Annotated in this window: 27 protein-coding genes; 17 read left to right on the top strand and 10 right to left on the bottom strand. The window is 62.0% G+C overall.

From position 1 onward, the window contains the following. Positions 1–80: 80 nt before the first annotated feature. The 3 genes from ACZ5Y5_RS02810 to ACZ5Y5_RS02800 are packed head-to-tail and all read right to left on the bottom strand — an operon-like array spanning position 81 to position 3,204. On the bottom strand, positions 81–626 hold the full coding sequence (locus ACZ5Y5_RS02810; RefSeq protein ID WP_464809689.1) for a glutathione peroxidase: 546 nt from the start codon (positions 624–626) through the stop codon (positions 81–83). Between the two features lie 41 nt (positions 627–667). Continuing rightward, positions 668–1,402 (bottom strand): VIT1/CCC1 transporter family protein, encoded by a 735-nt coding sequence (locus ACZ5Y5_RS02805; RefSeq protein WP_464809688.1) that lies wholly within the window; start codon positions 1,400–1,402, stop codon positions 668–670. Between the two features lie 20 nt (positions 1,403–1,422). Next, positions 1,423–3,204, bottom strand: a complete 1,782-nt coding sequence (locus ACZ5Y5_RS02800) for an ABC-F family ATP-binding cassette domain-containing protein (RefSeq protein ID WP_464809687.1) — start codon at positions 3,202–3,204, stop codon at positions 1,423–1,425. Positions 3,205–3,345: 141 nt separating this feature from the next. Between ACZ5Y5_RS02800 and ACZ5Y5_RS02795 the strand changes: the two genes are divergently transcribed. From ACZ5Y5_RS02795 to ACZ5Y5_RS02775, 5 genes are all read left to right on the top strand, one after another. Further along, positions 3,346–4,074, top strand: a complete 729-nt coding sequence (locus ACZ5Y5_RS02795) for an SIMPL domain-containing protein (protein WP_464809686.1) — start codon at positions 3,346–3,348, stop codon at positions 4,072–4,074. A 77-nt stretch (positions 4,075–4,151) separates the two neighbouring features. Continuing rightward, positions 4,152–4,457, top strand: a complete 306-nt coding sequence (locus ACZ5Y5_RS02790) for a hypothetical protein (RefSeq protein WP_464809685.1) — start codon at positions 4,152–4,154, stop codon at positions 4,455–4,457. Between the two features lie 35 nt (positions 4,458–4,492). Beyond that, entirely contained in the window at positions 4,493–5,158 is a 666-nt protein-coding gene (locus ACZ5Y5_RS02785) for a response regulator transcription factor (RefSeq protein WP_066524223.1), read from the top strand. 113 nt (positions 5,159–5,271) lie between these two features. Beyond that, positions 5,272–6,576 carry a sensor histidine kinase gene (locus tag ACZ5Y5_RS02780; protein ID WP_464810451.1) on the top strand — a complete coding sequence of 435 codons (1,305 nt, stop codon included), beginning with the start codon at positions 5,272–5,274 and terminating at the stop codon, positions 6,574–6,576. Then, positions 6,576–6,929 carry a YbaN family protein gene (locus tag ACZ5Y5_RS02775; protein WP_464809684.1) on the top strand — a complete coding sequence of 118 codons (354 nt, stop codon included), beginning with the start codon at positions 6,576–6,578 and terminating at the stop codon, positions 6,927–6,929. The genes ACZ5Y5_RS02780 and ACZ5Y5_RS02775 overlap by 1 nt, the downstream gene beginning before the upstream one ends. A 20-nt stretch (positions 6,930–6,949) precedes the next feature. On the opposite strand, the gene ACZ5Y5_RS02770 is transcribed toward ACZ5Y5_RS02775, so the two are convergent. Together ACZ5Y5_RS02770 and ACZ5Y5_RS02765 are read right to left on the bottom strand one after the other, a co-directional pair. Further along, a complete protein-coding gene (locus ACZ5Y5_RS02770) occupies positions 6,950–7,831 on the bottom strand; it encodes an SMP-30/gluconolactonase/LRE family protein (RefSeq protein ID WP_464809683.1) in 882 nt (293 codons plus the stop codon). Between the two features lie 98 nt (positions 7,832–7,929). Then, the gene (locus ACZ5Y5_RS02765) at positions 7,930–9,153 is read right to left on the bottom strand and encodes a polyhydroxyalkanoate depolymerase (protein ID WP_464809682.1); all 1,224 of its coding nucleotides are present in this window, start codon (positions 9,151–9,153) and stop codon (positions 7,930–7,932) included. Between the two features lie 125 nt (positions 9,154–9,278). Between ACZ5Y5_RS02765 and ACZ5Y5_RS02760 the strand changes: the two genes are divergently transcribed. Further along, positions 9,279–9,935, top strand: a complete 657-nt coding sequence (locus ACZ5Y5_RS02760) for a glutathione S-transferase (RefSeq protein WP_464809681.1) — start codon at positions 9,279–9,281, stop codon at positions 9,933–9,935. Between the two features lie 19 nt (positions 9,936–9,954). Here ACZ5Y5_RS02760 and ACZ5Y5_RS02755 read toward each other — a convergent pair whose 3' ends face one another. From ACZ5Y5_RS02755 to acnA, 3 genes are all read right to left on the bottom strand, one after another. Beyond that, entirely contained in the window at positions 9,955–10,656 is a 702-nt protein-coding gene (locus tag ACZ5Y5_RS02755; protein ID WP_464809680.1) for a glutamine amidotransferase, read from the bottom strand. Positions 10,657–10,728: 72 nt separating this feature from the next. Then, complete coding sequence (locus ACZ5Y5_RS02750; protein WP_464809679.1) at positions 10,729–10,986, bottom strand: CBU_0592 family membrane protein; 258 nt, start codon at positions 10,984–10,986, stop codon at positions 10,729–10,731. 101 nt (positions 10,987–11,087) lie between these two features. Then, positions 11,088–13,757: an aconitate hydratase AcnA gene (gene acnA, locus ACZ5Y5_RS02745; RefSeq protein ID WP_464809678.1), complete on the bottom strand. Its 2,670-nt coding sequence runs from the start codon at positions 13,755–13,757 to the stop codon at positions 11,088–11,090. 295 nt (positions 13,758–14,052) lie between these two features. On the opposite strand from acnA, the gene ACZ5Y5_RS02740 reads away from it, so the two are divergent. Continuing rightward, positions 14,053–14,430, top strand: a complete 378-nt coding sequence (locus tag ACZ5Y5_RS02740; protein ID WP_464809677.1) for a hypothetical protein — start codon at positions 14,053–14,055, stop codon at positions 14,428–14,430. A gap of 32 nt (positions 14,431–14,462) precedes the next feature. On the opposite strand, the gene ACZ5Y5_RS02735 is transcribed toward ACZ5Y5_RS02740, so the two are convergent. Then, complete coding sequence (locus ACZ5Y5_RS02735) at positions 14,463–14,666, bottom strand: DUF5818 domain-containing protein (RefSeq protein WP_464809676.1); 204 nt, start codon at positions 14,664–14,666, stop codon at positions 14,463–14,465. Between the two features lie 4 nt (positions 14,667–14,670). After that, the gene (locus ACZ5Y5_RS02730) at positions 14,671–14,856 is read right to left on the bottom strand and encodes a DUF1328 domain-containing protein (RefSeq protein ID WP_062120434.1); all 186 of its coding nucleotides are present in this window, start codon (positions 14,854–14,856) and stop codon (positions 14,671–14,673) included. Between the two features lie 404 nt (positions 14,857–15,260). Between ACZ5Y5_RS02730 and ACZ5Y5_RS02725 the strand changes: the two genes are divergently transcribed. The 10 genes from ACZ5Y5_RS02725 (at position 15,261) to ACZ5Y5_RS02680 (ending at position 25,741) form a co-directional block, all read left to right on the top strand. Further along, complete coding sequence (locus ACZ5Y5_RS02725; RefSeq protein ID WP_464809675.1) at positions 15,261–16,007, top strand: DUF4198 domain-containing protein; 747 nt, start codon at positions 15,261–15,263, stop codon at positions 16,005–16,007. A gap of 25 nt (positions 16,008–16,032) precedes the next feature. Continuing rightward, positions 16,033–16,413, top strand: a complete 381-nt coding sequence (locus ACZ5Y5_RS02720) for a hypothetical protein (RefSeq protein WP_464809674.1) — start codon at positions 16,033–16,035, stop codon at positions 16,411–16,413. 9 nt (positions 16,414–16,422) lie between these two features. Further along, entirely contained in the window at positions 16,423–17,151 is a 729-nt protein-coding gene (locus ACZ5Y5_RS02715) for a HupE/UreJ family protein (RefSeq protein ID WP_464809673.1), read from the top strand. 1 nt (position 17,152) lies between these two features. Next, positions 17,153–17,767: a hypothetical protein gene (locus tag ACZ5Y5_RS02710; RefSeq protein ID WP_464809672.1), complete on the top strand. Its 615-nt coding sequence runs from the start codon at positions 17,153–17,155 to the stop codon at positions 17,765–17,767. A gap of 19 nt (positions 17,768–17,786) precedes the next feature. After that, complete coding sequence (locus ACZ5Y5_RS02705) at positions 17,787–18,998, top strand: acetyltransferase domain-containing protein (protein WP_464809671.1); 1,212 nt, start codon at positions 17,787–17,789, stop codon at positions 18,996–18,998. 337 nt (positions 18,999–19,335) lie between these two features. Continuing rightward, positions 19,336–21,480, top strand: coding sequence for a TonB-dependent siderophore receptor (locus tag ACZ5Y5_RS02700; protein ID WP_464809670.1), 2,145 nt, complete (start codon positions 19,336–19,338; stop codon positions 21,478–21,480). Positions 21,481–21,575: 95 nt separating this feature from the next. Then, positions 21,576–22,625, top strand: a complete 1,050-nt coding sequence (locus ACZ5Y5_RS02695) for a PepSY-associated TM helix domain-containing protein (protein ID WP_464809669.1) — start codon at positions 21,576–21,578, stop codon at positions 22,623–22,625. Beyond that, the gene (locus tag ACZ5Y5_RS02690; protein ID WP_464809668.1) at positions 22,622–23,548 is read left to right on the top strand and encodes a 2-hydroxyacid dehydrogenase; all 927 of its coding nucleotides are present in this window, start codon (positions 22,622–22,624) and stop codon (positions 23,546–23,548) included. Before ACZ5Y5_RS02695 ends, ACZ5Y5_RS02690 begins: the two co-directional genes overlap by 4 nt. A gap of 233 nt (positions 23,549–23,781) precedes the next feature. After that, entirely contained in the window at positions 23,782–24,450 is a 669-nt protein-coding gene (locus ACZ5Y5_RS02685) for a haloacid dehalogenase type II (protein ID WP_464809667.1), read from the top strand. A gap of 7 nt (positions 24,451–24,457) precedes the next feature. Then, positions 24,458–25,741 (top strand): NAD(P)/FAD-dependent oxidoreductase, encoded by a 1,284-nt coding sequence (locus ACZ5Y5_RS02680; RefSeq protein ID WP_464809666.1) that lies wholly within the window; start codon positions 24,458–24,460, stop codon positions 25,739–25,741. Positions 25,742–25,755 lie beyond the last annotated feature (14 nt).

Here is a 25,755-nt window from a genome sequence, read left to right as displayed (position 1 = left end):
AACAGTCCGTACGATGGCGCCGCTATTCCGGTTCAACCGGCCTTAGAAGAGGCCAACACCAGAATAGCGGCGCCCGAGCTTTACTTGGCCAGTTCAGCCTCGATCGCCGACACCAGCGCCGGGTCGTCGGGCGTGGTTGCGGGCGCGAAGCGGGCGGCGACAGAGCCATCCTTGGCGATCAGGAACTTTTCGAAGTTCCAAAGCACCTCGGGCTCTTCGGTCGGCGTCATGCCATAGCCCTTGAGCTTGTCGCGAAACGCGTCGCCTTCGCCCTGCGCCTTGGGCTGCTCACTGGTGAGGGCCGCATAAAGCGGGTGCTTTTCCGGGCCGGTCACGACGATCTTTTCGAACATCGGAAAATCGACGCCAAAATTGGTGGTGCAGAAGGTCGCAATCTCGTCATTGCTGCCCGGCTCCTGCGCGCCGAAGTCATTGGCAGGAAAGCCTGCGACGACCAGGCCCTTGTCCTTATAATCGCGATAGAGCTTTTCGAGCCCTTCATATTGCGGGGTAAGGCCACATTTGGAGGCGACATTGACCGCCAGAACCACCTTGCCCGCATAGTCAGCCAGGCTGGCGTCGGCGCCCTTGATCGTCTTCAGCGGAATTTGCTGGATCGCACTCATCATCGTCTCCTTGAAATTTTGGAACGGCGCGGACCTTGCCATCATATGGCCGCGCCGAAAAGCCTGCCTGCGCCCGCCGTGACCGCCATCGCCAGCACGCCCCAGAAGACCACCCGTCCGACCGAGCGGCCCATCTTCCCACCGCCGAGCCGCGCACCGACATAGCCCAGGAGCGCCAGGCACAGCAGCGATGTGGCGACGACCACGATGAGCGCCGCAGGCGCAGGGCTGGCGACCGCCGCAAGAACCGGAGCCAGCGCCCCTGCCGAGAAGGTGGCTGCGGAGGTCAGCGCCGCCTGCACCGGGCGCGCGGTGCTGATGTCCGAAATGCCCAGCTCATCCCGCGCATGGGCCGCGAGCGCATCGGCGTCCATCAACTGACGCGCAACTTCGCCCGCCAGTTCAGGCGTCAGGCCACGTTCGATGTAGATATCGCGCAACTCCTGCCATTCGACATGGGGCTGCTGCGCAAGCGCTCGTTTTTCCTTCGCGAGGTCCGCCCGTTCCGTATCGGCCTGCGCGCTGACCGACACATATTCCCCGGCTGCCATGGACATGGCGCCCGCGAACAGCGCCGCGATCCCGGACAAGAGGATTGCGTCCCGCGAAGCGCCCGACGCGGCGACGCCGGCGAGCAGGCTGGCGGTGGAAACGATGCCATCATTGGCGCCCAGCACCGCGGCGCGGAGCCATCCCACGCGATTTACGTAATGGACGGCGTGATGTGCCTGCGCTTGTTCCAGCGCGCCTGTCGCTGATCCTTCCACCGCCGCCATGCCTTTCCGCCCTCCTGTTGTCAGCCGTTCAGCCCCTCGGCCTTTTCCGCCAGTTCCAGCCAGCGTTCCTCGGCCGCGTCCTTGTCCGCGCGCGCCTGCTCTATCGCCTTGGTGAGCGCGGCGAAACGCTTGGGATCGCGGGTATAGAGAGCAGGGTCCGCCAGCGCTTCCTCATCGCGCAAGATGGCTGCTTCCAGTTCCTCGATGGTCTTGGGCAGCAGGTCCAGATCGCGCTGATCCTTGTAACTGAGCTTGGTCGCGGCGGTTCTGGGCGGCGGAGGTGCGGCAGGCGCTTTCTTGTCCGCCTTGGCCGCGCTCTTGGGCTGCCGCTTGGCCACCCAGTCGGCATAGCCGCCGACGATCACATCGACCTGCCCTGACCCGTCGAGGCCGAGCGTCACCGTCACCGTGCGGTCGAGGAAGTCGCGATCATGGCTGACGATCAGAACCGTGCCGTCATAATCGGCGATGACTTCCTGCAGCAGGTCCAGCGTTTCGAGGTCGAGGTCGTTGGTCGGTTCGTCCAGCACCAGCAGGTTCGATTCGCGCGCGAACTCCCTTGCGAAAAGCAGCCGGGACCGTTCACCGCCCGACAGGGTGCCTACCCGCGCTTCAGCCAGTGAGGGGTCGAAGAGAAATTCCTTGAGATAGCCATGGACATGCTTGCGCACGCCACGGACGTCGATCCAGTCGCCCCCTTCGGCGAGCACGTCGCGCACACGCTTGTCGGGCTGCATCAGGCTGCGCTGCTGGTCGATGAAGATCATCTCCAGCGACTTTGCCTGCTTGACCACACCGGAATCCGGCGCGAGTTCGCCGGTCAGCAGCTTCAACAGCGTCGTCTTGCCCGCGCCATTGCCGCCGACGATGCCGATGCGGTCGCCGCGCTGGATGCGCAGGGTGAAATCCTTGATGACCGTGCGCGTGCCGAAGCTCTTCGTCACATGTTCAGCGGTGATGACGCTCTTCGTCTTGCTGTCATCGGCAGCGACGGCGATCTTCGCGACGCCCTGCGGCCCTACCATGGCGGCGCGTTGGGCGCGCATTTCGTAAAGCTTGGCCAAGCGCCCCTGGTTGCGCTTGCGCCGGGCGGTGACGCCGCGCTGTAGCCAATGCGCTTCGATCTTGAGCTTTGCGTCCAGCTTTTCGGCGGCGCGAGCCTCTTCGGCATAGACTGCTTCCATCCAGTCCTCAAACCCGCCGAAGCCGATCTCATTGCGGCGGATCGATCCCCGGTCGAGCCACAGCGTTTGGCGGGTCAGCCGGGTCAGGAAGGCGCGGTCGTGGCTGATCACCACGAAAGCGCCGTTATAACGTCCGAGCCAGCCTTCCAGCCAATCAATGGCGTCAATGTCGAGATGGTTGGTCGGCTCGTCGAGCAGCAACAGGTCGGGCTCGCTCGCCAGTGCGCGGGCGATCGCGGCGCGGCGGCGCTCGCCCCCGCTTGCGGTCGCGGCTTCGCGCGACAGGTCGATGCCGAGCTGGCTGGCGATCGCCTCCACCTCATGCGCGGGCGGCGCATATTGGCCGGCGAGCGCGAAGTCCCGCAGCGTCGCAAAGCCTGCGACTTCCGGGTCCTGTTCCAGCATGATGACTCGCGCGCCCGGTCGGACCGAGCGCGTACCTTCGTCGGGCTCCACCTGCCCCGCGATGAGCTTCAGCAGCGTCGTCTTGCCCGCACCGTTGCGGCCGATCAGCGCCAGCCGGTCCCGTTCTCCCACAAAAATGTCGAGATGGCGGAAAAGCCAGTGGGAGCCCTGGGAAAGGCCGAGATTTTCGAAGGAGAATATGGGTGCCGGCATGGCCGTGCAGCTAGGACTTCCAGCGCTCCGGGGCAAGAGCATGTGGAACCGGAAGCTGTCCGACGGCTTTCAACGCCCGTCAGCGTCCATTCATCGCAGCCGTTACAAACAGGACGCCTGCTTTCCCAAGGAGATAAGTTCATGAAGTCCGCCTTGGCCATGATGGCCCTCGCCACCGCCTCTCTCCCCGCAGCGGCGATTGCCCAGACCAGCGTCACCATTGCCGAAACGGCTCCGGTCGTCACGCTCAACGTCACGGAGACGGTAGAAGCGGCTCCCGACCGCGCCGTCGTTGGCACTGGCGTGCAGACGCGCGCGCCTACGGCCACGCAGGCGATGCGCGACAATGCGGCGAAGATGGACCGCCTGATCGCGACACTGGCGAAGGCCGGGATCGCCAAGAAGGATATCCAGACCAGCGGCATCAATCTCAGCGCGCAATATGACTATAGCAACCGCGATGGGCAGCCCGCCGGGCCCCGCTTCATCGGGTACGAGGCGTCAAACCAGCTGACCGTCAAGCTGCATGACATCAAGAAGGTGGGGCCGCTGCTTGATACGCTGGTAGAGGCAGGCGCGACCAATGTGAACGGGCCGAGTTTCTCAATCGAAGACCCTGCACCCATGCTGGCTCAGGCACGCGCCGCCGCGCTGAAGAGCGCTAAGGCGCAGGCGGATTTCTACGCGCAGGCGGCCGGTTACCGTTCGGCGCGGCTGGTGTCCATTTCGGAAAGCAATAGCGGCGGCAACCCGCCGATGCCTATGGTCGCGGCCCGGTTCAAGGCCGATGCGGCGGAGGCGACGCCGGTCGAACCGGGTCAAGTCGGATCGTCTGTCACCTTGACCGTCCAATATGCGTTGGAGCGCTGATCCCGGTCGGACCACCGCTTTGAGGCCACCATTCACCACCTGTTCAATGCTTCGGCGCTATGGCATGCCACATGACGATGAAGCATAGCATTCTGATTACCGGTCTGGCCGCCCTCGCTGCGATGGCGGCCACGCCATCTTATGCCGAGGCCGGTCAGCGCGGGGAACAGGATGCCGCACGCCGCGCCATGCTCGACGGGCAGACCATGCCTTTCTCGCTGATCAAGCGCCGGGTCGATGCCGCCATGGGCGGCGCGACCTATCTGGGCGCGGAATTCAATCCTTCCTCCAACCGCTATCGCCTGAAATATGTGAAGGATGGCAAGGTAGTTTGGGTTGATGCGGACGGGCGCACGGGCGATATAACCGGTTGGGCGCACTGACGCGCCAAGGGTAAAACACAAAGAAACGGGGCCATATGCGTCTGCTGATCGTCGAAGATGAACCGAGCCTCGGGCAACAGCTCCGTAATACGCTGGAAGGCGCGGGCTATGCCGTGGACCTCGCGACCGATGGCGAGGACGGTCACTTTCTGGGGACCACCGAAAGCTATGACGCCGTGGTGCTGGACCTTGGCCTGCCGACCATCGACGGGCTGACGGTGCTGGACCGCTGGCGCAAGGAAGGCCGGGGTTTTCCCGTCCTGGTGCTGACGGCGCGCGACAGCTGGTCGGACAAGGTGGCGGGCCTGGATGCAGGCGCTGACGATTATCTGGCCAAGCCGTTCCAGAGCGAGGAACTGATCGCCCGCCTGCGTGCGCTGATCCGCCGCGCTTCGGGCAATGCGTCGAGCGAACTAACGGCTGGCGACGTCCGGCTGGACACTCGTTCGGGCAAGGTCACGCTGAAGGGCGAGCCCGTAAAACTCACCGCGCAGGAATATAAGCTGCTGTCCTACCTGCTCCACCATAAGGGCAAGGTGGTCAGTCGCACCGAACTGATCGAACATATTTACGATCAGGATTTCGATCGCGACTCCAACACGATCGAGGTCTTCGTGACGCGCATCCGCAAGAAGCTTGGCGCGGATGTCATCACGACCATCCGCGGGCTGGGCTACAGCCTGGACGAGCCGGGACGCTGACCACCCTGGACCTCCGTTCGACGCGACCGGGGCCGGCATAAAGCGCCATGGCGACGCGATCCGAACCCACCGCCTCTCCCTCCGTCCATTCCACGGGGTCGCTGAGCCGCCGCATGATCGGCATTGCGGCGCTGTGGATCAGCGTCCTGTTGTTGGGCGGCGGGCTGGCGCTCGACCGGGTTCTGTCGGCGGCGATTACGCGCAATTTCGACGATGGCCTCAACTATGTGCTGACCGCCATGATCGCCTCCGCCGAGATCGGGCCGGACGGTGAAGTGTTGTTCAACCGCCCCCTCGCCGACCAGCGCTTCCTGGAGCCGAATAGCGGGCTTTATTATCAGATCAGCGCAAAGGGGCATGAGGACTGGCGGTCGCGATCGCTTTGGGATCGCGCGCTGCGGGTTCTGCCCGAACATGACGACCGCACCTTCCACGCCTATGACAGCAAACAGTTTCCGGGCGAAGACCTGCGCGTCATGGAGCGGACGATCGTACTGCCCGGCTCTGACACCCGCTGGATGTTCATGGTCGCGGCGGCGCGTGCGGGGCTGGACGATCAGATCCGGGCGCTGCGATCGACGCTGACACAGAGTTTCGCTTTGCTGGCGCTGGGGCTGATCGTGCTGACGACGCTCCAGACTCTCTACGGCCTGCGGCCGCTGCGCCGCGTGCGCAAGGAAATCGTGCGCATGCGCACAGGGGAAAAGAGCCGCGTCACCGACCCCATGCCCGCCGAAGTGCTTCCCATGGTGGAGGAATTGAACGCCCTCCTCGCCCATAATGAGCGACAGGCCGAAGAGGCGCGAACCCACGCAGGCAATCTCGCCCATGCGCTCAAGACCCCGCTGACGGTGATCATGAATGCGGCGACGGCGCAGGCGCCGGATCTGGGCGAAACCGTCATCCGCGAGGCGACGACGATGCGCCGGCAGGTTGATCACCACCTGGCCCGCGCACGGGCGGTCGGACGGCGTGGCGCGGCGCAGAGCCGAGCGGAGGTCTGGGTCAGCCTGCAGGCGGTGGAACGCGCGGTACAGCGCCTCTATCCCGATACCCGCATCGACATGGACGGCGACAAGGAAGCCATCGTCCGGGTCGAGCGCCAGGATCTGGACGAAATGCTCGGCAATCTCATCGAAAACGCTGCGAAATATGGCGGCGGCAGCGTCTTCGCGACGGTCAGCCGTGCTGGCGCCATGGTGGAAATAATGGTGGAGGATGACGGCATGGGCATCCCGCCAGAAGAACGGACGCGCATCTTTGATCGCGGCGTACGACTGGATTCAGGGAAGCCCGGCACCGGGCTTGGGCTGGCGATCGTTCGGGACGTGGCGGAAATTTACGGCGGGTCGGTCGCGATGGAGGAAAGCGAAGATTTAGGCGGGCTGCTGGTTCGGCTTCGCCTTCCGGCGGCCTGATGCGGCGGAGTCTCTATCTGACGGGCGGGTTCCTTGCGCTCGCGCTTGGGGCGGTCGGCATCTTCCTGCCGTTGCTGCCGACGGTGCCATTCATGATTTTGGCGGCCTTCTTCTTTGCCCGGTCGAATCCTGCGCTGGAAGCTCGGCTGCTGGATCACCGACATTTCGGGCCACATATTCGCCGATGGCGTGAACGTGGCGCGATCAGCCGCCGGGGGAAGCGAGCAGCGCTCGCAGCCTTCGCCTTCAGCACGCTATTGGCGCTGTTCCTTGCTCCCTTTCCGTGGTTTCTGATCCCGATAGCCGCCGCTCTGATTGGCGGCACATGGATCTGGACGCAGCCTGAGGAGTAACTTCGACCGTCGAAGGCGTGTCACATGTTCAGGGAGACCTTCTCCAGCCGCCCCTCGCCTAAGGAGAAAGCGGCCGGGCCGTGGAACTCGGGCACCGTGCAGATATAGAGCGTTTCGCCCTCCCCGCCGCCAAGGGCGCAGGCCAGCGCCCGACGCCCATCGGCGACTGGCGCCCGATGCGTCAGTTCCCCGCCAGGCGCCATGCGAACCACGCCCAGGCCCGCACGCAATTGGCCATCGCTATACGCCACCGGATTGGCGATCCACACCGCACCCTCATCATCCAGGCAGATGCCATCCGGTATCCCGCCTTCAGGCAGTGAACCGAACAGGCGACGGTTGGATAGAGCGCCGCTTTCAGGGTCGATGTCGAAGCAGGTGATCCGCATTGCCGTGGATTCCGCCACATAAAGCGTCCCCCCGTCAGGACTGATCGCCATGCCGTTAGGCGACATCATGCCGGATGCGGCGATTGCAGCAGCGCCGTCGGGCTGCACCAGGATGATGTCGGTTGTATCGGGCATGCCCTTGGCTTCATTGGCCCAGATGTCGAAGCCGGGTTGGCTGACATAGGCCCGGCCCGCATGAACGGCCATGTCATTGAGGACAAAGCGGCAAAGGCCGCTCAAATCCGCATAGTCTGTCGCCCCTTGAGAGCCTATGCGCAGCAGCTTGCGCTGCTTCGACAGAACGGCCAGCAAATCGCCGTTCGGCAGAAACCCCAACCCACCGATGAAATCGTCCGGTTCCTCATGGACAAGCTTCGCCTGCCCATCAATGCCCATCCTATGGATGCGGCCAGCCGTTATGTCGGAGAAGGTGAGCATGCCGTCGCGCCAGCGCGGACATTCCGGAAGGTTCAGCCCTTCGACGATTACCGTAGGCTGCGATAGCAGGATCATGTCGCCATCCTCTCACTTCGGGATGGCTAAGGTTTGTCCGGCGCCTGATCCCCTTCCAACAAGGGGTTAAGCAACTCGCCGGAACCTGACAAGAAGGGTTAATTCATCGCCAGGATCATGTTGCGCACCTGCGGAAATACTTCCTTTTCCCACTTACTGCCGGAAAAGACGCCGTAATGGCCTGCCCCAATCTGCAGATGGTGGCGCTTGAGATGCGGCCGCAGGCCAGTGCACAGCGCATGCGCGGCAGCCGTTTGGCCGACCGCGCAAATGTCGTCCTTCTCCCCTTCCACGGTGAGCAACGCAGTCTTTCGGATCGCACCCGGATTAACCGGCCGGTCGCGATGCTTCAGCTCGCCCTTGGCCAGCAAAGTGCGCTGGAACACACGGTCGACGGTTTCCAGGTAAAATTCGGCGGTCATATCGAGAACAGCGAAATATTCCTGATAGAAGCTTTTGATCTTCGCCGCTTCCGCGTCCTTCCCGTCGGCGAGCAGCTGATACAGCTCCCGGTGCTGGGCTCCATGGCGCTCCAGGTTCATCGACATGAAGGCGGACAGTTGCAGGAAGCCGGGATAGACTTTTCGCCCTGCGCCGCGATAGCGCAGCGGCACTCGCGTGATCAGATGATTTTCGAACCAGTCGATCGGCCGCTCGTTGGACAATTCGTTGACCACAGTGGGCGCTGCGCGCGGATCGATAGGCCCCCCCATCAGCGTCATGGACCGCGGGGTTGCGGCATCGCCGTCCTCCGCCATCAGCGCGACGGCGGCGAAAGCCGGGACGCAGGGCTGGCAGACGGACAGCATATGCGCGCCCGGCCCCATCTCCTGAAAGAAAGTGATCACATAATCGACATAGTCGTCGAAGCCGAATTTACCCGCCGACAGCGGCACGTCGCGCGCATTTTTCCAGTCGGTGATATAGACGTCATGGTCACGGAGCAGAGTACGAACCGTGCTGCGCAACAATGTCGCGAAATGACCGGACATCGGCGCGACCAGCAGGACACGCGGCTGTTCCGTTTCGACTTCATCCTTCGCAAAGTGAAGCAGGTTGCCGAATGGGAGGTCGAGCAGCACCTCTTCCCGCACCGCAACAATGGCATTGCCGCTGCGAACCTGGTCGATGCCATAAGCAGGCCGCTTGTGGGTCAACCTGGCGCCTTGGAACACATCCATCAGCGCGAACATCCGGCGGGGCATGGGAAGGTCCGCCATAGGACCCATTTTATCCCGGAGCCCCAAGGCTAGCTCTGCACCGAAGCGGGCCGGGGCCAGCATGTCTTCCAGAGCTTGGTACCCGTTATACAGCATCATCATAATATGAGTGGTGATCCAAAATGTTCCCCCGGCCGATTCGGCCCTCAGCGTTCATTTATACTGCTTTTGCGTATTGCACCGCATCAATGTTTGATGGAAGATAAGAATAAAGTGGGAGGATCATCATGGCCGCAGCGGAATTGACCATATCGAGCAAGACATATTCGTCATGGTCGCTCCGGGGCTGGCTGCTCTGCCGCCTCGCCGGACTGCGCGTCGTGGAGAAGATGGTTGCGCTGGAAAACATGGAAAACCGCGCGGAGCTTCTGCTGCTTTCCCCGTCTGTGCTGGTGCCCCGCCTGACCCATGAGGGCGCAAGCGTTTGGGACACATTGGCAATCGCGGAATATCTGCATGAGCTTTATCCCAACGCAGGCATGTATCCGAAGGACCGCATAGCGCGCGCCCATTGCCGGTCGGTCTCAGGCGAAATTCATTCCGGTTTCGCCAACCTGCGGTCGGCGCTGCCCATGAACCTCAAGGTGCGCCACGATAAATTTCCGATCTTCTCGGGCGCCAAGCCGGACATTGAACGCATCGAGGCGATTTGGACGGAATGTCTCGCAACCTATGGCGGACCATGGCTGTTCGGGGACAGCCCCACCGTTGCCGACGCCATGTTCGCGCCGGTTGCACAGCGCTTCCTTACCTATGCGGTCAAGCTGTCGGACAAGACGGCTGCCTATTGCAACACGATCAACAGCTGGGACCTGATGCGCGAGTGGATCGATGAGGCGCGCAAGGAGCCTGACGAGGTAGAGGAACTCGACATAGAGTTCTGAAAGCCGCTGCTGCGTCGGCTCAGTCGTGCAACTGGGCCAGCCAGTCGCCGATCATCGCCCGCCCTGCCGCAACCGCGCCCGACCCATGTTCATCATGGTCCCGTCGGAGTGCGACGCCGCACTGCCGGGCGATGTCGAGATCGGCCCAGAAGTGGGTCAGCCAATCCTCAAAGCGCGGGTCTTCACCCATTTCCGCATGGAATTGCAGCGCCAGCAGATTGCGGCCGCGCCGAAACGCCTGATGCTCATAAGCCGATGTGGAAGCCAGTAGCTCGACGCCGCGTGGCAGTTCGAACGTATCGCTGTGCCAGTGCAGCACTGGCACATCCTGCAGGTGGCGGAGCGGCGAAGCGGCCCCGGCCCCGTTCAGCGTCACCGGCGCAAAACCCAGTTCCATGGACCCGCCCGGATAGACGCGCGCACCCAGCGCGGCCGCGATCATCTGACTGCCAAGGCACACGCCCAGCGTCGGCAGATCCTGCTCCAGCCGCGCGGCGAGCTTGCCGATCTGAACGGGGATCCAGGGATGAAGGTCATGTTCATAGACGCCCATGGGACCGCCCATCATGATGAGCAGATCGGGCGTACACAGATCGACATGATCGAATTCGGGGCTGGCGACATCGATCCGCTCGATCTCATAGCCCGCGGCTTCGATCGGCTGGAGAAAGCCTGCCGCTCCCTCTCGCGGCACATGACGGACAATCAGTGCTTTTTTCATTGCTGAGCGCCTGACTAACCAATTGCAGCGGCGATCGCTACCCCAGCCTTTCTTGGCGAAGCGATACTCTTCCTATCGGACCCCCGCCGACTTGCCCCGGCGAGTGCGCCAGAGCGTCGCGACACCGATCGCGCCCCAGACGATGTTCAGCACCATCGACGGGATCGCGCCATGCCACCAGGTATTAACAATGAAGAAGCTCGCGCCGAGGATGTTCATCCACTGGAAGGCGGCGGAACTGCCGGACAGGCGGCCAGTCGAAACCAGTATATAAGCCCCCAGCACCAGCAACGCGCCAAGCCAGCCGACAAGTTCGACCAAAATCGTCACCGCGATCCCTCTCCTTCCTCCCTTTGCCGGGATGGAACCTATAAAAAAGGCCGCCTCCTGCGGGGAGACGGCCCTTCTTCTTACTTCAATTCGTCAGCCGATCAGGCCGCCAGCTTGCGCAGGACGTACTGAAGGATGCCGCCGTTCATGAAATATTCCAGTTCATTGACGGTATCGATGCGGCAGAGTGCGGTGAAGGTGAAGGTCGAACCGTCAGCGCGCTTGACCTGAACTTCTACATCCTGGCGCGGCTTCAGGCCAGCGACATTCTGGATGGTGAAGGTTTCATCGCCGGTGAAGCCGAACGTGTCCTTGTTCTCGCCATTCTTGAACTGCAGCGGCAGCACGCCCATGCCCACCAGGTTCGAGCGGTGGATACGCTCGAAGCTTTCGACGATCACGGCACGAACGCCGAGCAGGTTGGTGCCCTTCGCCGCCCAGTCGCGCGACGATCCGGTGCCATATTCCTTGCCGCCGATGACGACCAGCGAGGTGCCGTCCGCCTTGTGCTTCATGGCCGCGTCGTAGATCGGCATCACTTCGCCTTCATAGCGAGTCATGCCGCCTTCGACGCCGTCCAGCATCAGGTTCTTGATGCGGATGTTGGCGAAGGTGCCACGCATCATGACTTCGTGATGGCCGCGGCGCGCGCCGTAGCTGTTGAAGTCGGCCTGAGCGACCTGATGCTCGCTCAGCCACTTGCCCGCGGGCGAAGTCGCCTTGATCGAGCCGGCCGGTGAAATGTGGTCGGTGGTGATCGAGTCGCCGAAGATCGCCAGCGGCTTGGCTTCGACGATGTCGGTGACGGGCTTCGGGGTCATGCTCAGACCCTCAAAATAAGGCGGGTTGGCGACATAGGTCGAACCGGCACGCCAGGCGTAGGTGTCCGAACCGGTGACGTCGATCGCCTGCCAGTGGGCGTCGCCCTTATAGACATTGGCGTAGCGCGCCTGGAACATCTGACGGTCCATGCAGCCCGCCATGGTGGTGGCGACTTCGTCGTTGGTCGGCCAGATATCCTTCAGATACACAGCCTGACCGTCCTTGCTGGTGCCGATCGGGGTGGTGATGAAATCTTCGATCACCGTGCCCTTCAGCGCATAAGCGACGACCAGCGGCGGCGAGGCCAGGAAGTTGGCGCGCACGTCGGGCGACACGCGACCTTCGAAGTTGCGGTTGCCCGAGATGACGGCGGCAGCGACCAGGCCATTATCGTTGATCGCCTTGCTGATCGGTTCAGCGAGCGGGCCCGAGTTGCCGATGCAGGTGGTGCAGCCATAGCCGACCAGGTTGAAGCCGATGGCGTCGAGGTGCGACTGGAGCCCGGCCTTTTCCAGATAGTCGGTGACGACCTGCGAACCGGGGGCAAGTGAGGTCTTGACCCAGGGCTTGGGCTTCAGGCCCAACTCGTTCGCTTTCTTCGCGACGAGGCCGGCGGCAACCAGAACGCCGGGGTTTGAAGTGTTGGTGCAGCTGGTGATCGCAGCGATGGTGACGTCACCGTCGCCAATGTCGAAGTCCTTGCCTTCGACAGCAACGCGCTGCTGGGCCTTCTTATAGACTTTTTCCATGTCGGCGTTGAAAACGTCATCGACTTCCGGCAGCGAGACGCGGTCCTGGGGACGCTTGGGGCCTGCAAGGCTGGGCACCACGGTGCCGAGGTCCAGTTCCAGCGTATCGGTGAAGATCGGCTCGACGGCGGGGTCGATCCAGAAGCCCTGCTCCTTCGCATAGGCTTCGACCAGAGCGATATTTTCGTCGCTGCGGCCGGTGAGGCGCATATAATCCAGCGTCTTGTCGTCGATACCGAAGAAGCCGCAGGTCGCGCCATATTCGGGCGCCATGTTGGCCAGGGTCGCACGATCCGCGAGGCTCAGCGAGGCAAGACCGGGGCCGAAATATTCGACGAAACGGCCGACCACGCCGCGTGCACGCAGCATCTGGGTGCAGGTGAGGACGAGGTCGGTGGCGGTCACGCCTTCCTTCAGCGTGCCGGTGAACTTGAAGCCGACCACTTCGGGAATCAGCATGGAGACGGGCTGACCCAGCATCGCAGCCTCAGCCTCGATACCGCCGACGCCCCAGCCGAGCACGCCCAGGCCGTTGATCATGGTGGTGTGGCTGTCGGTGCCGACGCAGGTGTCAGGATAGGCGACCGTGACGCCGTCGGGACCTTCGCTCGACCAGACGGCCTGCGCGATATTTTCCAGGTTCACCTGATGGCAGATGCCGGTGCCCGGGGGTACGGCGTAGAAGTTGGCGAGCGACTTGGAGCCCCACTTCAGGAAGTCGTAGCGCTCCATGTTACGCTGATATTCGATTTCCACATTCTGCTCGAACGCCTTGGGCGTGCCGAATTCATCGACCATGACCGAGTGATCGATGACGAGGTGGACGGGAACCTGCGGGTTGATCTTGCTGGCGTCCGCGCCCAGCGCGTTCATCGCGTCGCGCATGGCGGCCAGATCGACCACACAGGGAACGCCGGTGAAGTCCTGCAGCAGCACGCGAGCCGGACGATACTGGATCTCGCGCTCGGCCTTGCCCTTGTCATTCTGCCAATCGACGATCGCCTTGATGTCGTCGGTGGTGACGGTCACGCCATCTTCGAAACGGAGCAGGTTTTCCAGCAGCACCTTCATCGAGAAGGGAAGACGCGAAACGTCGCCAAGCTTGGCGGCGGCCTTCTTCAGCGAATAATAGGCAATGTCCTTGCCCCCGACATTCAAAGTGTCGCGCGTGCCGAGTGTATCCTGTCCGATGGCGGTCATGAGTCGTGCGTCTCCTCGCATTGCCCCGGCCGGGAGCGGGAGGAAAACGACATTCCGCCAAATCTTCGCCGGACAGCGAAAGAAGCAGCCGGCCAAGTGACGGGATGCGCCCCAACCATCGGCCGAAGCGGGTATGTCCCTTGATGCGCGCCGCCATAGCGCCTGCTCACCTCAAGTCAAATGCGAAGGCGCGAAATGGGACGTTCCGAGAATCTTTCTTATAGACGCGGTCACGACGGGCGGGATACATTGAGCCGTAGCCGCGTTCTGGCAAGATGGAGCGGGCTACCATGAAATGAAGCGGGTCGCACGCTCTGACGTTTGTCGTTGCATCAACTTGGCATTGAAATTGTTTCGAAATTTTACGCCCGATGCCCGAGAATATATGTCTGAGGAGGAAGAGACGATGCGCCCAGTATCGAGCCTCGCGACCGGGAAGTCATTTGACCCGGCCCTAAGGGGATACATCATTCATTATCATGTCGGGGAAGCTAATCACTGCCCCAGCTGCGGCCGCAGCCAGTGGATTGTCGGTCGATTGATGGCCGAATGCGCCTATTGCGAAACGGCCCTGCCGTTGGAAAGCAATCGCGGGGTAGGCGCCTGTGCCCGCTTCGTGCACACTCACACATCCGTTGCGCCGTTCGAACAAGGTGGTCCGCTGACCGCCTGACCGCTGGTAATCGCTGCCGCACGGGGGAAGTCTCAGGCGGCGGCGACGCCTTCCACCTCGACTACATCATTGCCTGCATAGAAGCCCTGCACGCGGACGCGCTTTTCCACATGGTCGACGGGCACCCGCAGCAGCACCAGCCGGAAAGTCCCGCCAGAGTCGCGCTGGAGCAGAAACCCGGCTTCGTCGCGCAGCAACCTGCCCGTTTCATCTACTCCAGCGCCAATCTCTATCATGGGGTCAATCTATTGCGTTCTTGATCCCTTTGCCAGCCAGCAAGCCAAGAACGAGGAAAATCACGAACAGCGCGATCGCGAGGAAGAAGAGAATCTTCGCGATACCCACAAAAGTACCCGCAGCCCCGCCGAAGCCCAGAATGGCTAACACAGCGGCAATGACGAGTGAAATGATGGCGAGCCGGATCATGGAACAATCCTTTTTGTAAGATCAGCTATGGGACTGAAACGGATGATCAGAAGGCCAGTTCCTTGATCTGAACAGACGGCCCATCTTTCTAAAATCGTCATGCTGAACTCGTTTCAGCATTCATGTGGCGGAATTGGGTTGTGGCTGGGAACAGGACACCCTGTTAAATCGGCTGAAACGCGAGGTATGGCCCTCGCCTGCGCATGGCCCGGCGAAAATGGATGCTGAAATGACGGGTGATAATAGAGCGCTGGGTTGCGGCCCCCACTGGCGGCAAAGCGTGCCGCTTTCATGACGCTTATTTGACAGAATCTGCTTCGCGCTACGCCCAATTCGGCATCAATCGGCATGCCGGAGTCATAGCCTGTTCCCAATAGGACATATTGTCTCATGGGAGCGCGCCGATGAAGTTGACCCGCCTGATCACCGCCACCTTGTGCACAGGGACGCTTCTTGCGGCGGCCGCGCCGCTCAGTGCCCACGGCATCTGGTTCGCCCAGCGTGCGCGTCAGCTCGCCCTGGTCTATGGCGTGGGGGCTGATGACCTGGACGCCGTCAAGCGCCTGCCGCTCATCAAGACCGTCACCGGATATGATGCCGACTGGGCGCCTGTGAACACCTCGCTGCGCGCGGCGGGCGTAATCCCCGTTGTGGATAGCGACGAGCCGGTCGCCGCCGTGGCCGCCATCATGGACTATGGGCTGTGGAGCAAGACCCCCGACGGCGAATGGCACAATAAGGGCCGTGACGAAGTCCCCACCGCCACCCTGGCCGAACATAATTGGAAATATGCCGTCCATCTGAACCAGGTCCCCACCAAGCAGGTGCCTTTGTTCGAGGGCCACACGCTTCAGCTTGTCCCGGTTGGCACCGCCATTCCGCAGAAGGCGGGCGAGCCGATCAAGGTCCGGGCCTATTATCAGGGCAAACCGATGGCGGGCGTCACGGTCATGTCCGACTATGTGAATGATCCCGATGAGGCAGCTCCGGCCAAGACGGCCGCTGACGGCACCGCGACGATCAAGGTTCGCAACCAGGGCATCAATGTCCTGATGGCTATCTATGTCGGCGCATCGGACAACAAGGCGAAGGCCGACCACAGCGAATATCGGGCCTCGCTATCCTTCGTCCTGCCGCACGCGCCGGAATGATCCTCATCCATCAGGAGCTTAGCATATGAAGACCGATCTTTTCCGCACTGGCATTGCCGCTCTCGCCCTGATTGCTGCGCCCGCGACGCTGTACGCGCATGGCAGCATGAAGCCCCAGCATGGCGGCCTGGTTCAGATGACCGGGGAAACCATGTTCGAACTCGTCACCGGCCCTAAAGGCGTGGACGTCTATTTGAGCGAAGAGGATGAGCCCCTCCCCGCCGCGACCTATACCGCGAAGCTGACGCAGACCGCCGCAGGCAAAAAGACCGAAGCGGCGCTGAAGGCCGCTGGCGGTAACAAGCTGTCCGCGCCCGGCTTCAAAGCGGCCAAGGGCGCGAAGATCGTCGTCGCCCTGATCGACAAGAGCGGCGCCAAGACGTTCGCCACCTTCCAGACAAAATAAGGCAGGTTCATGCACAGCGCGACCCACCCCCCGCTCCTCTCCCCCGGCATGCGGCGGGCCGCGCTGCTGCTGTTGGGGATGATGCTGGCGTTCATGAGTTCGACGCTCTGGGCCCATGGCGTCAACGAAAATGACAAGGCGTTCATCGAGGGCGCTTCGGGCGTCAACATCATCCCCTATATGTATCTGGGCGCCAAGCATATGGTCACCGGATATGACCATCTGCTGTTCCTCGCCGGGGTCATCTTCTTCCTCTATCGCCTGAAGGATGTCGGTGCGTATGTGACGCTGTTCGCCATCGGCCACAGCACCACGCTGCTGCTGGGCGTCATCTTCGACATCCGCGCCAATCCGTTCATCATCGACGCGATCATCGGCCTTTCGGTGGTTTACAAGGCGATCGACAATCTGGACGGCTTTCGCACCTGGTTCGGCTTTTCGCCCAATCCCAAGGCGGCGGTGCTGATCTTCGGCTTTTTCCATGGCTTCGGCCTGGCCACCAAGCTGCAGGAACTGACGCTGGCGAAGGACGGAATGATCCCCAACCTCATCAGCTTCAATGTTGGTGTTGAAATGGGCCAGTTCATGGCGCTGACCATCATCCTGCTGCTGATGAACCTGTGGCGCTTGAGCGACAGCTTCCGCCGCAGCGCGATCGCCGCCAACGCCGCGCTGATGACCGCTGGCTTCGTCCTGATCGGATACCAGCTGGCCGGCTATTTCACGCAAGGGGCCTGATATGAACATGCAGACCATCACCGCCGCGCCGCCGGCACCAATCTCCCCCTCTGCTTCCACGCTCGCCAAGGCGACGGGCGGCGCGGTGATCGCCGCTGCCGCGATCCTCACGCTGTTCGTGCTGCCCGCCGAATATGGGGTCGATCCGACCGGCGTCGGGACGGCGCTCGGCCTTACCGGCATGGTGTCCGGCGGAGCCAAGGAGGCCACCCCGGCGACGCCCGTCACCCCGGCGGCAGGCGCGCTGCCCACACCGAGCAAGGAAAGCATCTCCAAATCCACGCCCTGGCGGCAGGATGAGATGACCATCAGCCTGCCCCCGCACAGCGGCCAGGAAGTGAAGGCCCACATGGAAAAGGGCGACAGCTTCATCTTCACCTGGAAATCCAGCGGCCCGATCAAGGCCGAGATGCACGGCGAAGAGCTGAACGCCGGCGATGACGCCTTCACCGATTATTGGAAAGAGCTGGAGATCAGCGGCGGCCAGGGCGATTTCACCGCGCCCTTCGGCGGCATCCACGGCTGGTACTTCCGCAACAAGGGCGACACGCCGGTGACGGTCACGGTCAAGACCGTCGGCTTCTACAAGGACCTCTACCAGCCCAAGGCTGAGTAAGAAATCAAGGACAGGTGCCATGAGCAGTATCGCAGGCCAAGCGCCCAACATCGGCCTGAGGGCCACAGCATCCCCTATGGACGCAGCGAAAGCGCGGACCCGTCTGATCGCGATCGATGCGCTTCGTGGGCTCGTCATGCTGTTCATGCTCGTCGACCATGTGCGGGAAACATGGTTCCTGCACCTTCAGGTGACCGACCCGGTGAACGCCAACACCACGGAGCCGGGCCTCTTCTTCACCCGGCTCCTCTCAACCTTCTGCGCGCCCACCTTTGTAGCGCTGACGGGGCTTTCTGCCTGGCTCTACGGTCAGTCGCACAGCAAGGGGGAAGTATCGGAATTCCTTCTGAAGCGCGGCCTGTTCCTGATCTTCCTGGAATTCACCGTGGTCGGCTATGCTTGGCCGACGCAGGCTCCCGCCTTCCCGCCGACGGCCATCTGGCTACAGGTGATCTGGGCGATCGGGCTCAGCATGATAGCGCTCGCGGCGCTGCTCCATCTGCCGCGTCCCGCGCAATTCGCAGTCGGCCTGGCGATCGTGTGCCTTCACAATCTGCTCGACCCGATCAAGCTGACGGCGGACCAACCCGGCTATGTGCTCTGGGCGATCTTGCACCAGCGCTCGCTGATCGAGGTTGGGGGCATGGCGATCAAGACCACCTATCCTGTGCTGCCGTGGATCGGCGTTATTCTGCTCGGCTATGCCTGCGGGCCGTGGTTTGCGAAGGGCAGCGACCCGGAGCGGCGGATCAAGCGCCTAGTCATCACCGGCCTGTCGCTGGTCATCGGCTTCGTCGTCATTCGCTATCTGAACGTCTATGGCGACAAGCCCTGGTTCATCGCGGAAACGCCGCTACGCACGGTGATGAGCTTCCTTGCGCTCACCAAATATCCGCCCTCGCTGCTTTTCCTGATGCCAACGGTCGGCACCGGCTGCCTGCTGCTTGCGCTGTTCGAAACCTATCAGGACAGCAAGCTGATGCCGCACCTCGCCCTGTTGGGCGGCGCGCCGATGTTCTACTATGTCCTGCATCTATATACGCTGAAGGTCATCTACAACGTCGCGCTCGTTCTCTACGGCCCGACCAAGGGAACTGTATTCGGCGTCGATCACCTGCGCTGGGTATGGATATGGGTCTTCATCCTGATCCCAGTGCTTTATTTCCCGACGCGCTGGTTCGCCCAGCTGAAACAGCGGCGGAAGGATATTTGGTGGCTTAAGTATCTCTAACGAAACGATCCTGCAAAACTCAGGCCGCCTTCCCACCGAAGGCGGCCTTTTTTCTGGGTTTTTGGACCCTCGAAGTTGCGAACGAGACGCAGCATTTTCCCCTGTACGCCGCCCTGATATTCACAATTATGCGCCGCGGAGTACCTGAAGTTTGACGTAATATTTCTGCAACCTGACCCTAGCCTCCTATTCCAGAAGAGGTGGCAAATCACCCAGTGGACCGGCATCCGGAAAGAAAAGGACCCACAGAATGTCCGTTTGGAGAGAAGATAAGAAAACGCCGGCTCACCCCGTTCGCAGGACAATTGGGAACAGCGATTTTACAAGGGGTAGCAATATGCGCACATATTCGGCTTTTCGTCTGGCGCTGACCGCCAGCGCCGCCTGCATCGCCTTCACATCGGCCGCCTATGCTCAGGCGCCGGCGCCGGACGACAATGCGGAAATCGTCGTCACGGGCCTGAAGCGCCAATATTTCGGCGACACGCCCGTCAAGGAAATCCCGCAAGCCGTCCAGTTCCTGGAAGGCAAGCTGCTGGACGACCTCAACATCACCCGCCTCGACACCGCACTGGAACTGGCGAGCGGCGTTTCGAAGCAGAATAACTTCGGCGGCCTGTGGGATAGCTTCGCGATCCGCGGCTTTGCGGGCGACGAGAATTTCCCGAGCGGTTTCCTGGTCAACGGCTTCAATGGCGGCCGCGGCTATGGCGGCCCGCGTGACGCATCGAACGTCGAGCGCATCGAAGTGCTGAAGGGCCCGAACTCCGCGCTCTTCGGCCGCGGTGAGCCTGGCGGCACGATCAACATCGTTACCAAGAAGCCGATCCTGGAAAAGACCTTCGGCAGCTTCAGCGTATCGGGCGGTAGCTGGAACACCTATCGGGTTGAGGGCGACTTCAACTTGCCGCTGAACGACATGTTCGCAGTTCGCCTGAATGGCGCAGTCGAAGATGCCGACAGCTTCCGCGACACGGTGCACACCCGCAAATATGTGCTGACGCCGTCCTTCCTCGCCAAATTCTCCGACCGCGACCTGCTCACTTATGAAATGGAATATGTGAATCAGGAAGTGCCGTTCGATCGTGGCGTGGTCGCCGCGCCGACCTTCGCGAACGGGGTGATCACAGGCTACAAGCTGGGCCTGATCCCACAGTCGCGCTTCCTCGGTAACCCCAATGACGGCCCGACCAAAGTCAAAGTCCTGGGTCACCAGCTGCAATATCAGCATGATTTCAGCGACGATTGGACGCTGATGCTTGGCGGAGGCTATAGGGACACGATCTTCCGCGGCTATTCCAGCGACGCCGAACTGGCCGCCAGCCGCCAGACGCTCTATATCGACGGGCGAACGCTCGCCCGACAACGCCGGTTCCGCGAATATAACACGACCAACATGGTGGTCCGTGGCGAGTTGAGCGGCAAGATGGATACCGGGTCGATCACGCATAATATCCGGATCGGCGCGGACTGGGACAAGTTTGAAATCAATGCAATCCAGCGCCGTGTCCGTCCGACACTAGCGGCGCCTTATGGCATCGACATCTTCAATCCCAATTACAATGTCGTGGCCCCCATCCCCGTAAGCGCCATCCAGGATTCGAAGGAAGTCCAGAAGGCTTGGGGCGTCTATGCCCAGGACCAGATCGAAATCAGCGAGCAGCTGAAAGTCCGGTTTGGCGGCCGCTACGACGACTTCAAGCAGAACATTGACAACTATCTGCCGGGCGCCACGCCGCCCAATACCCGCAAGGCCTACACCAAGTTCAGCCCCATGGCGGGACTGGTGTTCGAGCCGACCCAGACCTTGTCCTTCTATGCCAGCTACGGCAAGGGCTTCCGCCCAAACAGCGGCACCAACGCGTTCAGCCAGCCGTTCGACCCGGAACTCAGCCGCTCCTATGAAGTGGGCGCCAAGTTCGTTTCGACCGACGGCCGCATCAACAGCACATTGTCTCTCTACAAAATGAAGAAGACCAATGTGCTGAGCACCGACCCCCTAAATCCGAACTTCTCCGCCACGGTCGGGGCAGCGAAGAGCCAGGGCATCGAGTTTGACCTGAACGCCAAGCTGCCCGCCGGGTTCGAGGTCTTCCTCAATTATGCCTATACCGACGCGGGCTGGGCCGATGATTATATCTTTGCCAATGTCCGCAAGGATGATCCGCTGATCAACATCGCCAAGCACCAGGGCAATGCACTGCTGTTCAACAATTTTTCGATTGGCGAGCATGACGCAATGTTGGGCGCAGGCGTGACCTACGTGGGTCGCCGCCTGGGCGAGACGGGCTTCAACTTCTTCCTGCCCAGCTACACGCTGGTCAAGGTGCTCGGATCATTCAACATCACCGATCAGATCAAGATTTCGGCCGATGTGAACAACCTGTTGAACAAGAAATATTACGCCAGCTCCTATTCTCGACTGTGGATTCAGCCGGGCACGCCGCGTTCCTTCTCGGTCAAGGCGTCGTTCAACTTCTGATGTGCTGAGTTTCAGGCCTTGAAGGCTTGATCAGCCGCCGGCGACCCCCCCTCCAAGCGTCGGGTCGTCGGCGGTTTTTGCGCGGGAGAATGGGCATGACCAAGGCACAGATGCTGCGGCTTCACAAATATGCCGGGCTTGCCATGGCAGCGTTGCTGCTGGTGCAGGCGCTGACGGGCGCCCTGCTGCTTTACCGGGGACCGGTGGCTCGATGGATCGACCCTGCGGGCATGGTCAGCCACAGCAGCGCGCGCACGATTTCCCCCGGTGTGGCCGTGCTTCAGGCCGAACGAGCATCGCCAGGTTTCACCGTATCCCGCCTGTTCGCTCCGGAAGCCGATAATGCCACCTGGCTCGCAGAATTGAGCAGTGAGGAGGGCGAGACCCGCTATGCCTCCATTGACCCCGCCGGGGGCAAGCTGCTGCGTGCGGGGACGGTCTGGAGCTTTCCTGTCGAGGGCGCGCTGCAGATTCACTACCGCCTCATGGCTGGCAAGGCGGGAATGGCGGTGATCGCGCTCAACGCGATTGCGCTGTTTACCATGGCGGTGACGGGGCTGGCCTATTGGTGGCCCAAAAAGGGGCCGCTTTCAAAGCATCTGTCGATCCGCTGGAACATGGCGGCGCGGCTGGTGCTGCGGCAGGCGCATCGCACGCTGGGCGTCATCATGGCGATGCTGCTCTGCTTCATGGCAGTGACCGGGCTGCTGCTGGTCGTGCCCGACCTCGTCGAGCCGAGCGCCCCCGCTGCTCATCGCCCGCCTGCGAACCCGGCCTCGATCGATCGCGCACTGGCCCTCGCGCAGAGCGCCTTTCCCCAGAGCGCCCTTCGCGATTTCAGGCTCTCCGCCGATCGCATGACCGTCAATTTCCAGGCTCCTGAGCGCAACCCGCGCGCAGTTCATCGCGCAATCGTCACCATGTTCGCTCCTCACATCGTCACCGCGACGCGCGCAGAGAATAACGGCGCGCTCTGGATGACGATCCTCCCCCTCCATGCCGGAAACAGCTTTGGCGCGGCAGGGCCGGTCCTGCTGATGATCGTCGCCCTCGCCCTGCTCGCCCTCACCATCTCCGGACCAGTCATGTGGTGGCAAGCAAAGGGGATGCGCCGCCGGACCCTCGCAAGAAAGCAAGCTGCATGACCCTACTCTACACGTCCGAACCGGAGCGCGGGCGGATCTGGCGCGCGATTTTCGCAGCCGAGGCGCCCGGCGTCGGCTTTGTGACGCCGGAGGAAATCGGCGACCCGGCAACGATCCGCTATCTCGCCGCCTGGGATCCTTCGGCTGACCTGCTCAGCCGGCTGACTGGCCTTGAGGTTCTGTTTTCTGTCGGTGCTGGCGTCGATCAGTTCGACATGAGCAAGCTGCCCGCCCATGTCCGATTGGTACGGATGATCGAACCCGGTATCATCGAAGGCATGGTCGAATATGTCTGCGCATCGGTGCTGACGCTGCATCGCCACTTCATCGATTATCGCATTGCGCAGCGGGAGCATCGCTGGGAAGCGATCGACCTGATCCCCGCTGGTGAGCGCCGCGTCGGGGTTATGGGGCTGGGGCAACTGGGTCAGGCCGTACTGAAGGCGCTTCTGCCCTTCGGCTTTCCGCTGTCTGCATGGAGCCGTTCGCCCCATCAGCTGGAAGGCGTCATCTGCCATGCGGGCGAAGCGGAATTGCCGGAATTCCTTCAAGGCTGCGACATTCTCATCTGCCTCGTTCCGCTCACGCAGGATACGCGCGGCATTTTGTGCCGGGAGACGTTGTCCCAACTGCCTCGTGGCGCTTCGCTCATCAATGTCGGTCGGGGCGGCCATCTGGTGGAGCATGATCTGCTGTCGCTGCTCCACGAAGCACATCTTTCCGCCGCGATCCTGGACGTGACCGATCCCGAGCCGCTGCCGCAGGATCATCCTTTCTGGGACCATCCACGCATAATGTTGACCCCGCACATCGCGAGCATGACCCGCGCGGATACGGCCGCACGGGCGCTCATTGCCAATATTCGCAGGCATGAAGCCGGACAGCCGATGGAAGGCGAAGTCAGCCGCGAACGGGGTTATTGAGCGAGCAACATTATGTGCCGCTGCTTGGGCCCCGGCTCTCTCCCGGCTAACGCTTTTCCGGCTTCATTGCAGGCTGGATCGAACCACAGCAAACTATGCCGAAACGCTGCTATAAAAGCTTCTGATCTGCGTCCCATGCCGAACCAATCGGAGACATGTTCTGGACGGCCCATGCCGTAATGACCTCATCGAAACGGCCAACCAGCCATCCGACAAAGAGGGGGAACCCACCCATGCCCAACTTCCGGCCCAAATATATCAGCTTCGATTGCTACGGCACGCTCACCCGTTTCCGCATGACAGAGATGGCGAGCGCCTTCATGGCGGACCGCGTGGCGGCGGAAAATCTTCCCGCCTTCTGCAAGGACTGGTCGGCCTATCGCCTGGACCAGGTTCTGGGGCCGTGGGAACCCTATCAGGACGTCATCCGCAACTCGCTGCGCCGCACCTGCAAGCGGTGGGGCGTGGAATATCGCGAGGCTGACGCCGACGCCGTCTATAATGCTGTGCCGACCTGGGGGCCGCATGACGATGTGCCGGGCGGCCTTTCCAAGATCGGCGACAAGATTCCGCTCGTCATCCTGTCCAACGCGATGAACGATCAGATCCATCACAATGTCGGCATGCTGGGCGCGCCGTTCCACGCAGTTTATACCGCGCAGATGGCGCAGGCCTACAAGCCGCGCATGCAGGCGTTCGAATATATGTTCGACCAACTCGGCGCGAAGCCTGAAGAGATGATGCATGTCTCCTCCAGCTTCCGCTACGATCAGAATACGGCCACCGATCTGCATTTCGGCTGCCGGGTGTTCGTCGGCCGGGGGCATGAGCCCTCCAATGCCTTTTATCGGGACGTCGAAATCCCGCATATCGGCGCTCTCCCGGCGGTCGTGGGCCTCTGATTCCACAATGAGCGCATCCCCCCTCTCCTACTGGCTGGCAAGCGCCCCCGCCTTTACCGGCGGGGCGCAGGGCGCAGTCGAAGGCAGGGCTGACGTCGCCATAATCGGCGGCGGCTTCACCGGCCTTTCGGCGGCGCGAGCGCTGGCCAAGCGCGGCGCCAGCGTTGTGCTGCTGGAGAAGGGGCATGTCGTCGGCGAGGCTTCGGGACGCAATGGCGGTCAGTGCAACAACGGCACGGCCCATGACTATGGCGCGCTATCCGCTCGCTTCGGCAAGGACGTCGCAAAAGCCTATTACCGCGCGCATGTCGACGCGGTCGATAATGTCGAGCGACTGGTGCGGGAAGAAGGCATAGACTGCGCCTTCAACCGCTGCGGCCGGGTAAAGCTCGCCGCCAAGCCTAAACATTACGACAAGCTGGTCCGCGCGCATGATCTGCTTGTCCGCGAGGTGGACGAGAATCTCCGCCTCGTCCCGCCGGAACGCATTCGCGAGGAAGTGGGATCAGATGCCTTCCACGGCGCTTTGATCCAGACGACTAGTGCGCAACTGCATCCGGCACGCTTCGGCGTCGGCCTTGCCGAAGCGGCAGCGCGGGCGGGCGCGAAGATTTATGAGAAGGCCGAAGTCACCGGGTTAGACCGGCTGGCGAATGGCTGGCGCGTCACAACGCCCAAGGGCCAAGTCGTGGCGGATCAGGTGCTGGTGGCCACAGGCGGCGCGCCTGCATCCGCGCCCTTCGGTTTCTTCCAGCGGCGGATCGTGTCCGTGGGGAGCTTCATCATCGCGACCGAGCCGCTCGATAATGCGCTGATCGACCAGCTGCTGCCAAACCGCCGCAACTATGTCACCAGCAAGAATATCGGCAATTATTTCCGCCTGACTTCCGACAACCGGCTGATCTTCGGCGGCCGGGCGCGCTTCGCGATCAGCGATCCGCGATCGGACCTGAAAAGCGGCCTCATCCTCGAACAGACGATGGGCGAGATGTTCCCGGAGCTGAAGGGCGTGAGCGTCGATCATGTCTGGGGCGGGATGGTCGATCTGACCGCCGACCGCCTGCCGCGGGCTGGCGAGCAGGACGGGCTGTTCTATTCCATGGGCTATAGCGGCCATGGCGTGCAGATGGCGACCTATATGGGCGAACAGATGGCGCGGGTCATGGCCGGCGACCGCGCCGCCAATCCCTGGGACGGCCTCGACTGGCCGAGCGTGCCCGGCCATTTCGGCAAGCCATGGTTCCTGCCGATCGTCGGCCTGTGGTATAAATGGCAGGATGTGATCCATTGATCGACGACCTCCCC

It is taken from the genome of Sphingobium sp. TomTYG65, from assembly GCF_055395525.1.
The sequence above is the reverse complement of the archived record's forward strand: the minus strand, read 5'-3'. Positions and strand labels throughout refer to the sequence as shown.

Bases quoted from the DNA above. Each gene is read 5' to 3' on its own strand.
- ACZ5Y5_RS02685 (WP_464809667.1), top strand. From the start codon at position 23,782: ATGCCCAACTTCCGGCCCAAATATATCAGCTTCGATTGCTACGGCACG.
- ACZ5Y5_RS02770 (WP_464809683.1), bottom strand. From the start codon at position 7,831: ATGATCCTGCTATCGCAGCCTACGGTAATCGTCGAAGGGCTGAACCTT.
- ACZ5Y5_RS02755 (WP_464809680.1), bottom strand. From the start codon at position 10,656: ATGAAAAAAGCACTGATTGTCCGTCATGTGCCGCGAGAGGGAGCGGCA.
- ACZ5Y5_RS02715 (WP_464809673.1), top strand. From the start codon at position 16,423: ATGCACAGCGCGACCCACCCCCCGCTCCTCTCCCCCGGCATGCGGCGG.
- ACZ5Y5_RS02690 (WP_464809668.1), top strand. From the start codon at position 22,622: ATGACCCTACTCTACACGTCCGAACCGGAGCGCGGGCGGATCTGGCGC.
- ACZ5Y5_RS02700 (WP_464809670.1), top strand. From the start codon at position 19,336: ATGCGCACATATTCGGCTTTTCGTCTGGCGCTGACCGCCAGCGCCGCC.
- ACZ5Y5_RS02780 (WP_464810451.1), top strand. From the start codon at position 5,272: ATGATCGGCATTGCGGCGCTGTGGATCAGCGTCCTGTTGTTGGGCGGC.
- ACZ5Y5_RS02775 (WP_464809684.1), top strand. From the start codon at position 6,576: ATGCGGCGGAGTCTCTATCTGACGGGCGGGTTCCTTGCGCTCGCGCTT.
- ACZ5Y5_RS02680 (WP_464809666.1), top strand. From the start codon at position 24,458: ATGAGCGCATCCCCCCTCTCCTACTGGCTGGCAAGCGCCCCCGCCTTT.
- ACZ5Y5_RS02805 (WP_464809688.1), bottom strand. From the start codon at position 1,402: ATGGCGGCGGTGGAAGGATCAGCGACAGGCGCGCTGGAACAAGCGCAG.
- ACZ5Y5_RS02710 (WP_464809672.1), top strand. From the start codon at position 17,153: ATGAACATGCAGACCATCACCGCCGCGCCGCCGGCACCAATCTCCCCC.
- ACZ5Y5_RS02735 (WP_464809676.1), bottom strand. From the start codon at position 14,666: ATGATAGAGATTGGCGCTGGAGTAGATGAAACGGGCAGGTTGCTGCGC.
- ACZ5Y5_RS02725 (WP_464809675.1), top strand. From the start codon at position 15,261: ATGAAGTTGACCCGCCTGATCACCGCCACCTTGTGCACAGGGACGCTT.
- ACZ5Y5_RS02810 (WP_464809689.1), bottom strand. From the start codon at position 626: ATGAGTGCGATCCAGCAAATTCCGCTGAAGACGATCAAGGGCGCCGAC.
- ACZ5Y5_RS02730 (WP_062120434.1), bottom strand. From the start codon at position 14,856: ATGATCCGGCTCGCCATCATTTCACTCGTCATTGCCGCTGTGTTAGCC.
- ACZ5Y5_RS02705 (WP_464809671.1), top strand. From the start codon at position 17,787: ATGAGCAGTATCGCAGGCCAAGCGCCCAACATCGGCCTGAGGGCCACA.
- ACZ5Y5_RS02760 (WP_464809681.1), top strand. From the start codon at position 9,279: ATGGCCGCAGCGGAATTGACCATATCGAGCAAGACATATTCGTCATGG.
- ACZ5Y5_RS02800 (WP_464809687.1), bottom strand. From the start codon at position 3,204: ATGCCGGCACCCATATTCTCCTTCGAAAATCTCGGCCTTTCCCAGGGC.
- ACZ5Y5_RS02790 (WP_464809685.1), top strand. From the start codon at position 4,152: ATGAAGCATAGCATTCTGATTACCGGTCTGGCCGCCCTCGCTGCGATG.
- ACZ5Y5_RS02765 (WP_464809682.1), bottom strand. From the start codon at position 9,153: ATGATGATGCTGTATAACGGGTACCAAGCTCTGGAAGACATGCTGGCC.
- ACZ5Y5_RS02740 (WP_464809677.1), top strand. From the start codon at position 14,053: ATGAAGCGGGTCGCACGCTCTGACGTTTGTCGTTGCATCAACTTGGCA.
- ACZ5Y5_RS02720 (WP_464809674.1), top strand. From the start codon at position 16,033: ATGAAGACCGATCTTTTCCGCACTGGCATTGCCGCTCTCGCCCTGATT.
- ACZ5Y5_RS02795 (WP_464809686.1), top strand. From the start codon at position 3,346: ATGAAGTCCGCCTTGGCCATGATGGCCCTCGCCACCGCCTCTCTCCCC.
- acnA (WP_464809678.1), bottom strand. From the start codon at position 13,757: ATGACCGCCATCGGACAGGATACACTCGGCACGCGCGACACTTTGAAT.
- ACZ5Y5_RS02785 (WP_066524223.1), top strand. From the start codon at position 4,493: ATGCGTCTGCTGATCGTCGAAGATGAACCGAGCCTCGGGCAACAGCTC.
- ACZ5Y5_RS02695 (WP_464809669.1), top strand. From the start codon at position 21,576: ATGACCAAGGCACAGATGCTGCGGCTTCACAAATATGCCGGGCTTGCC.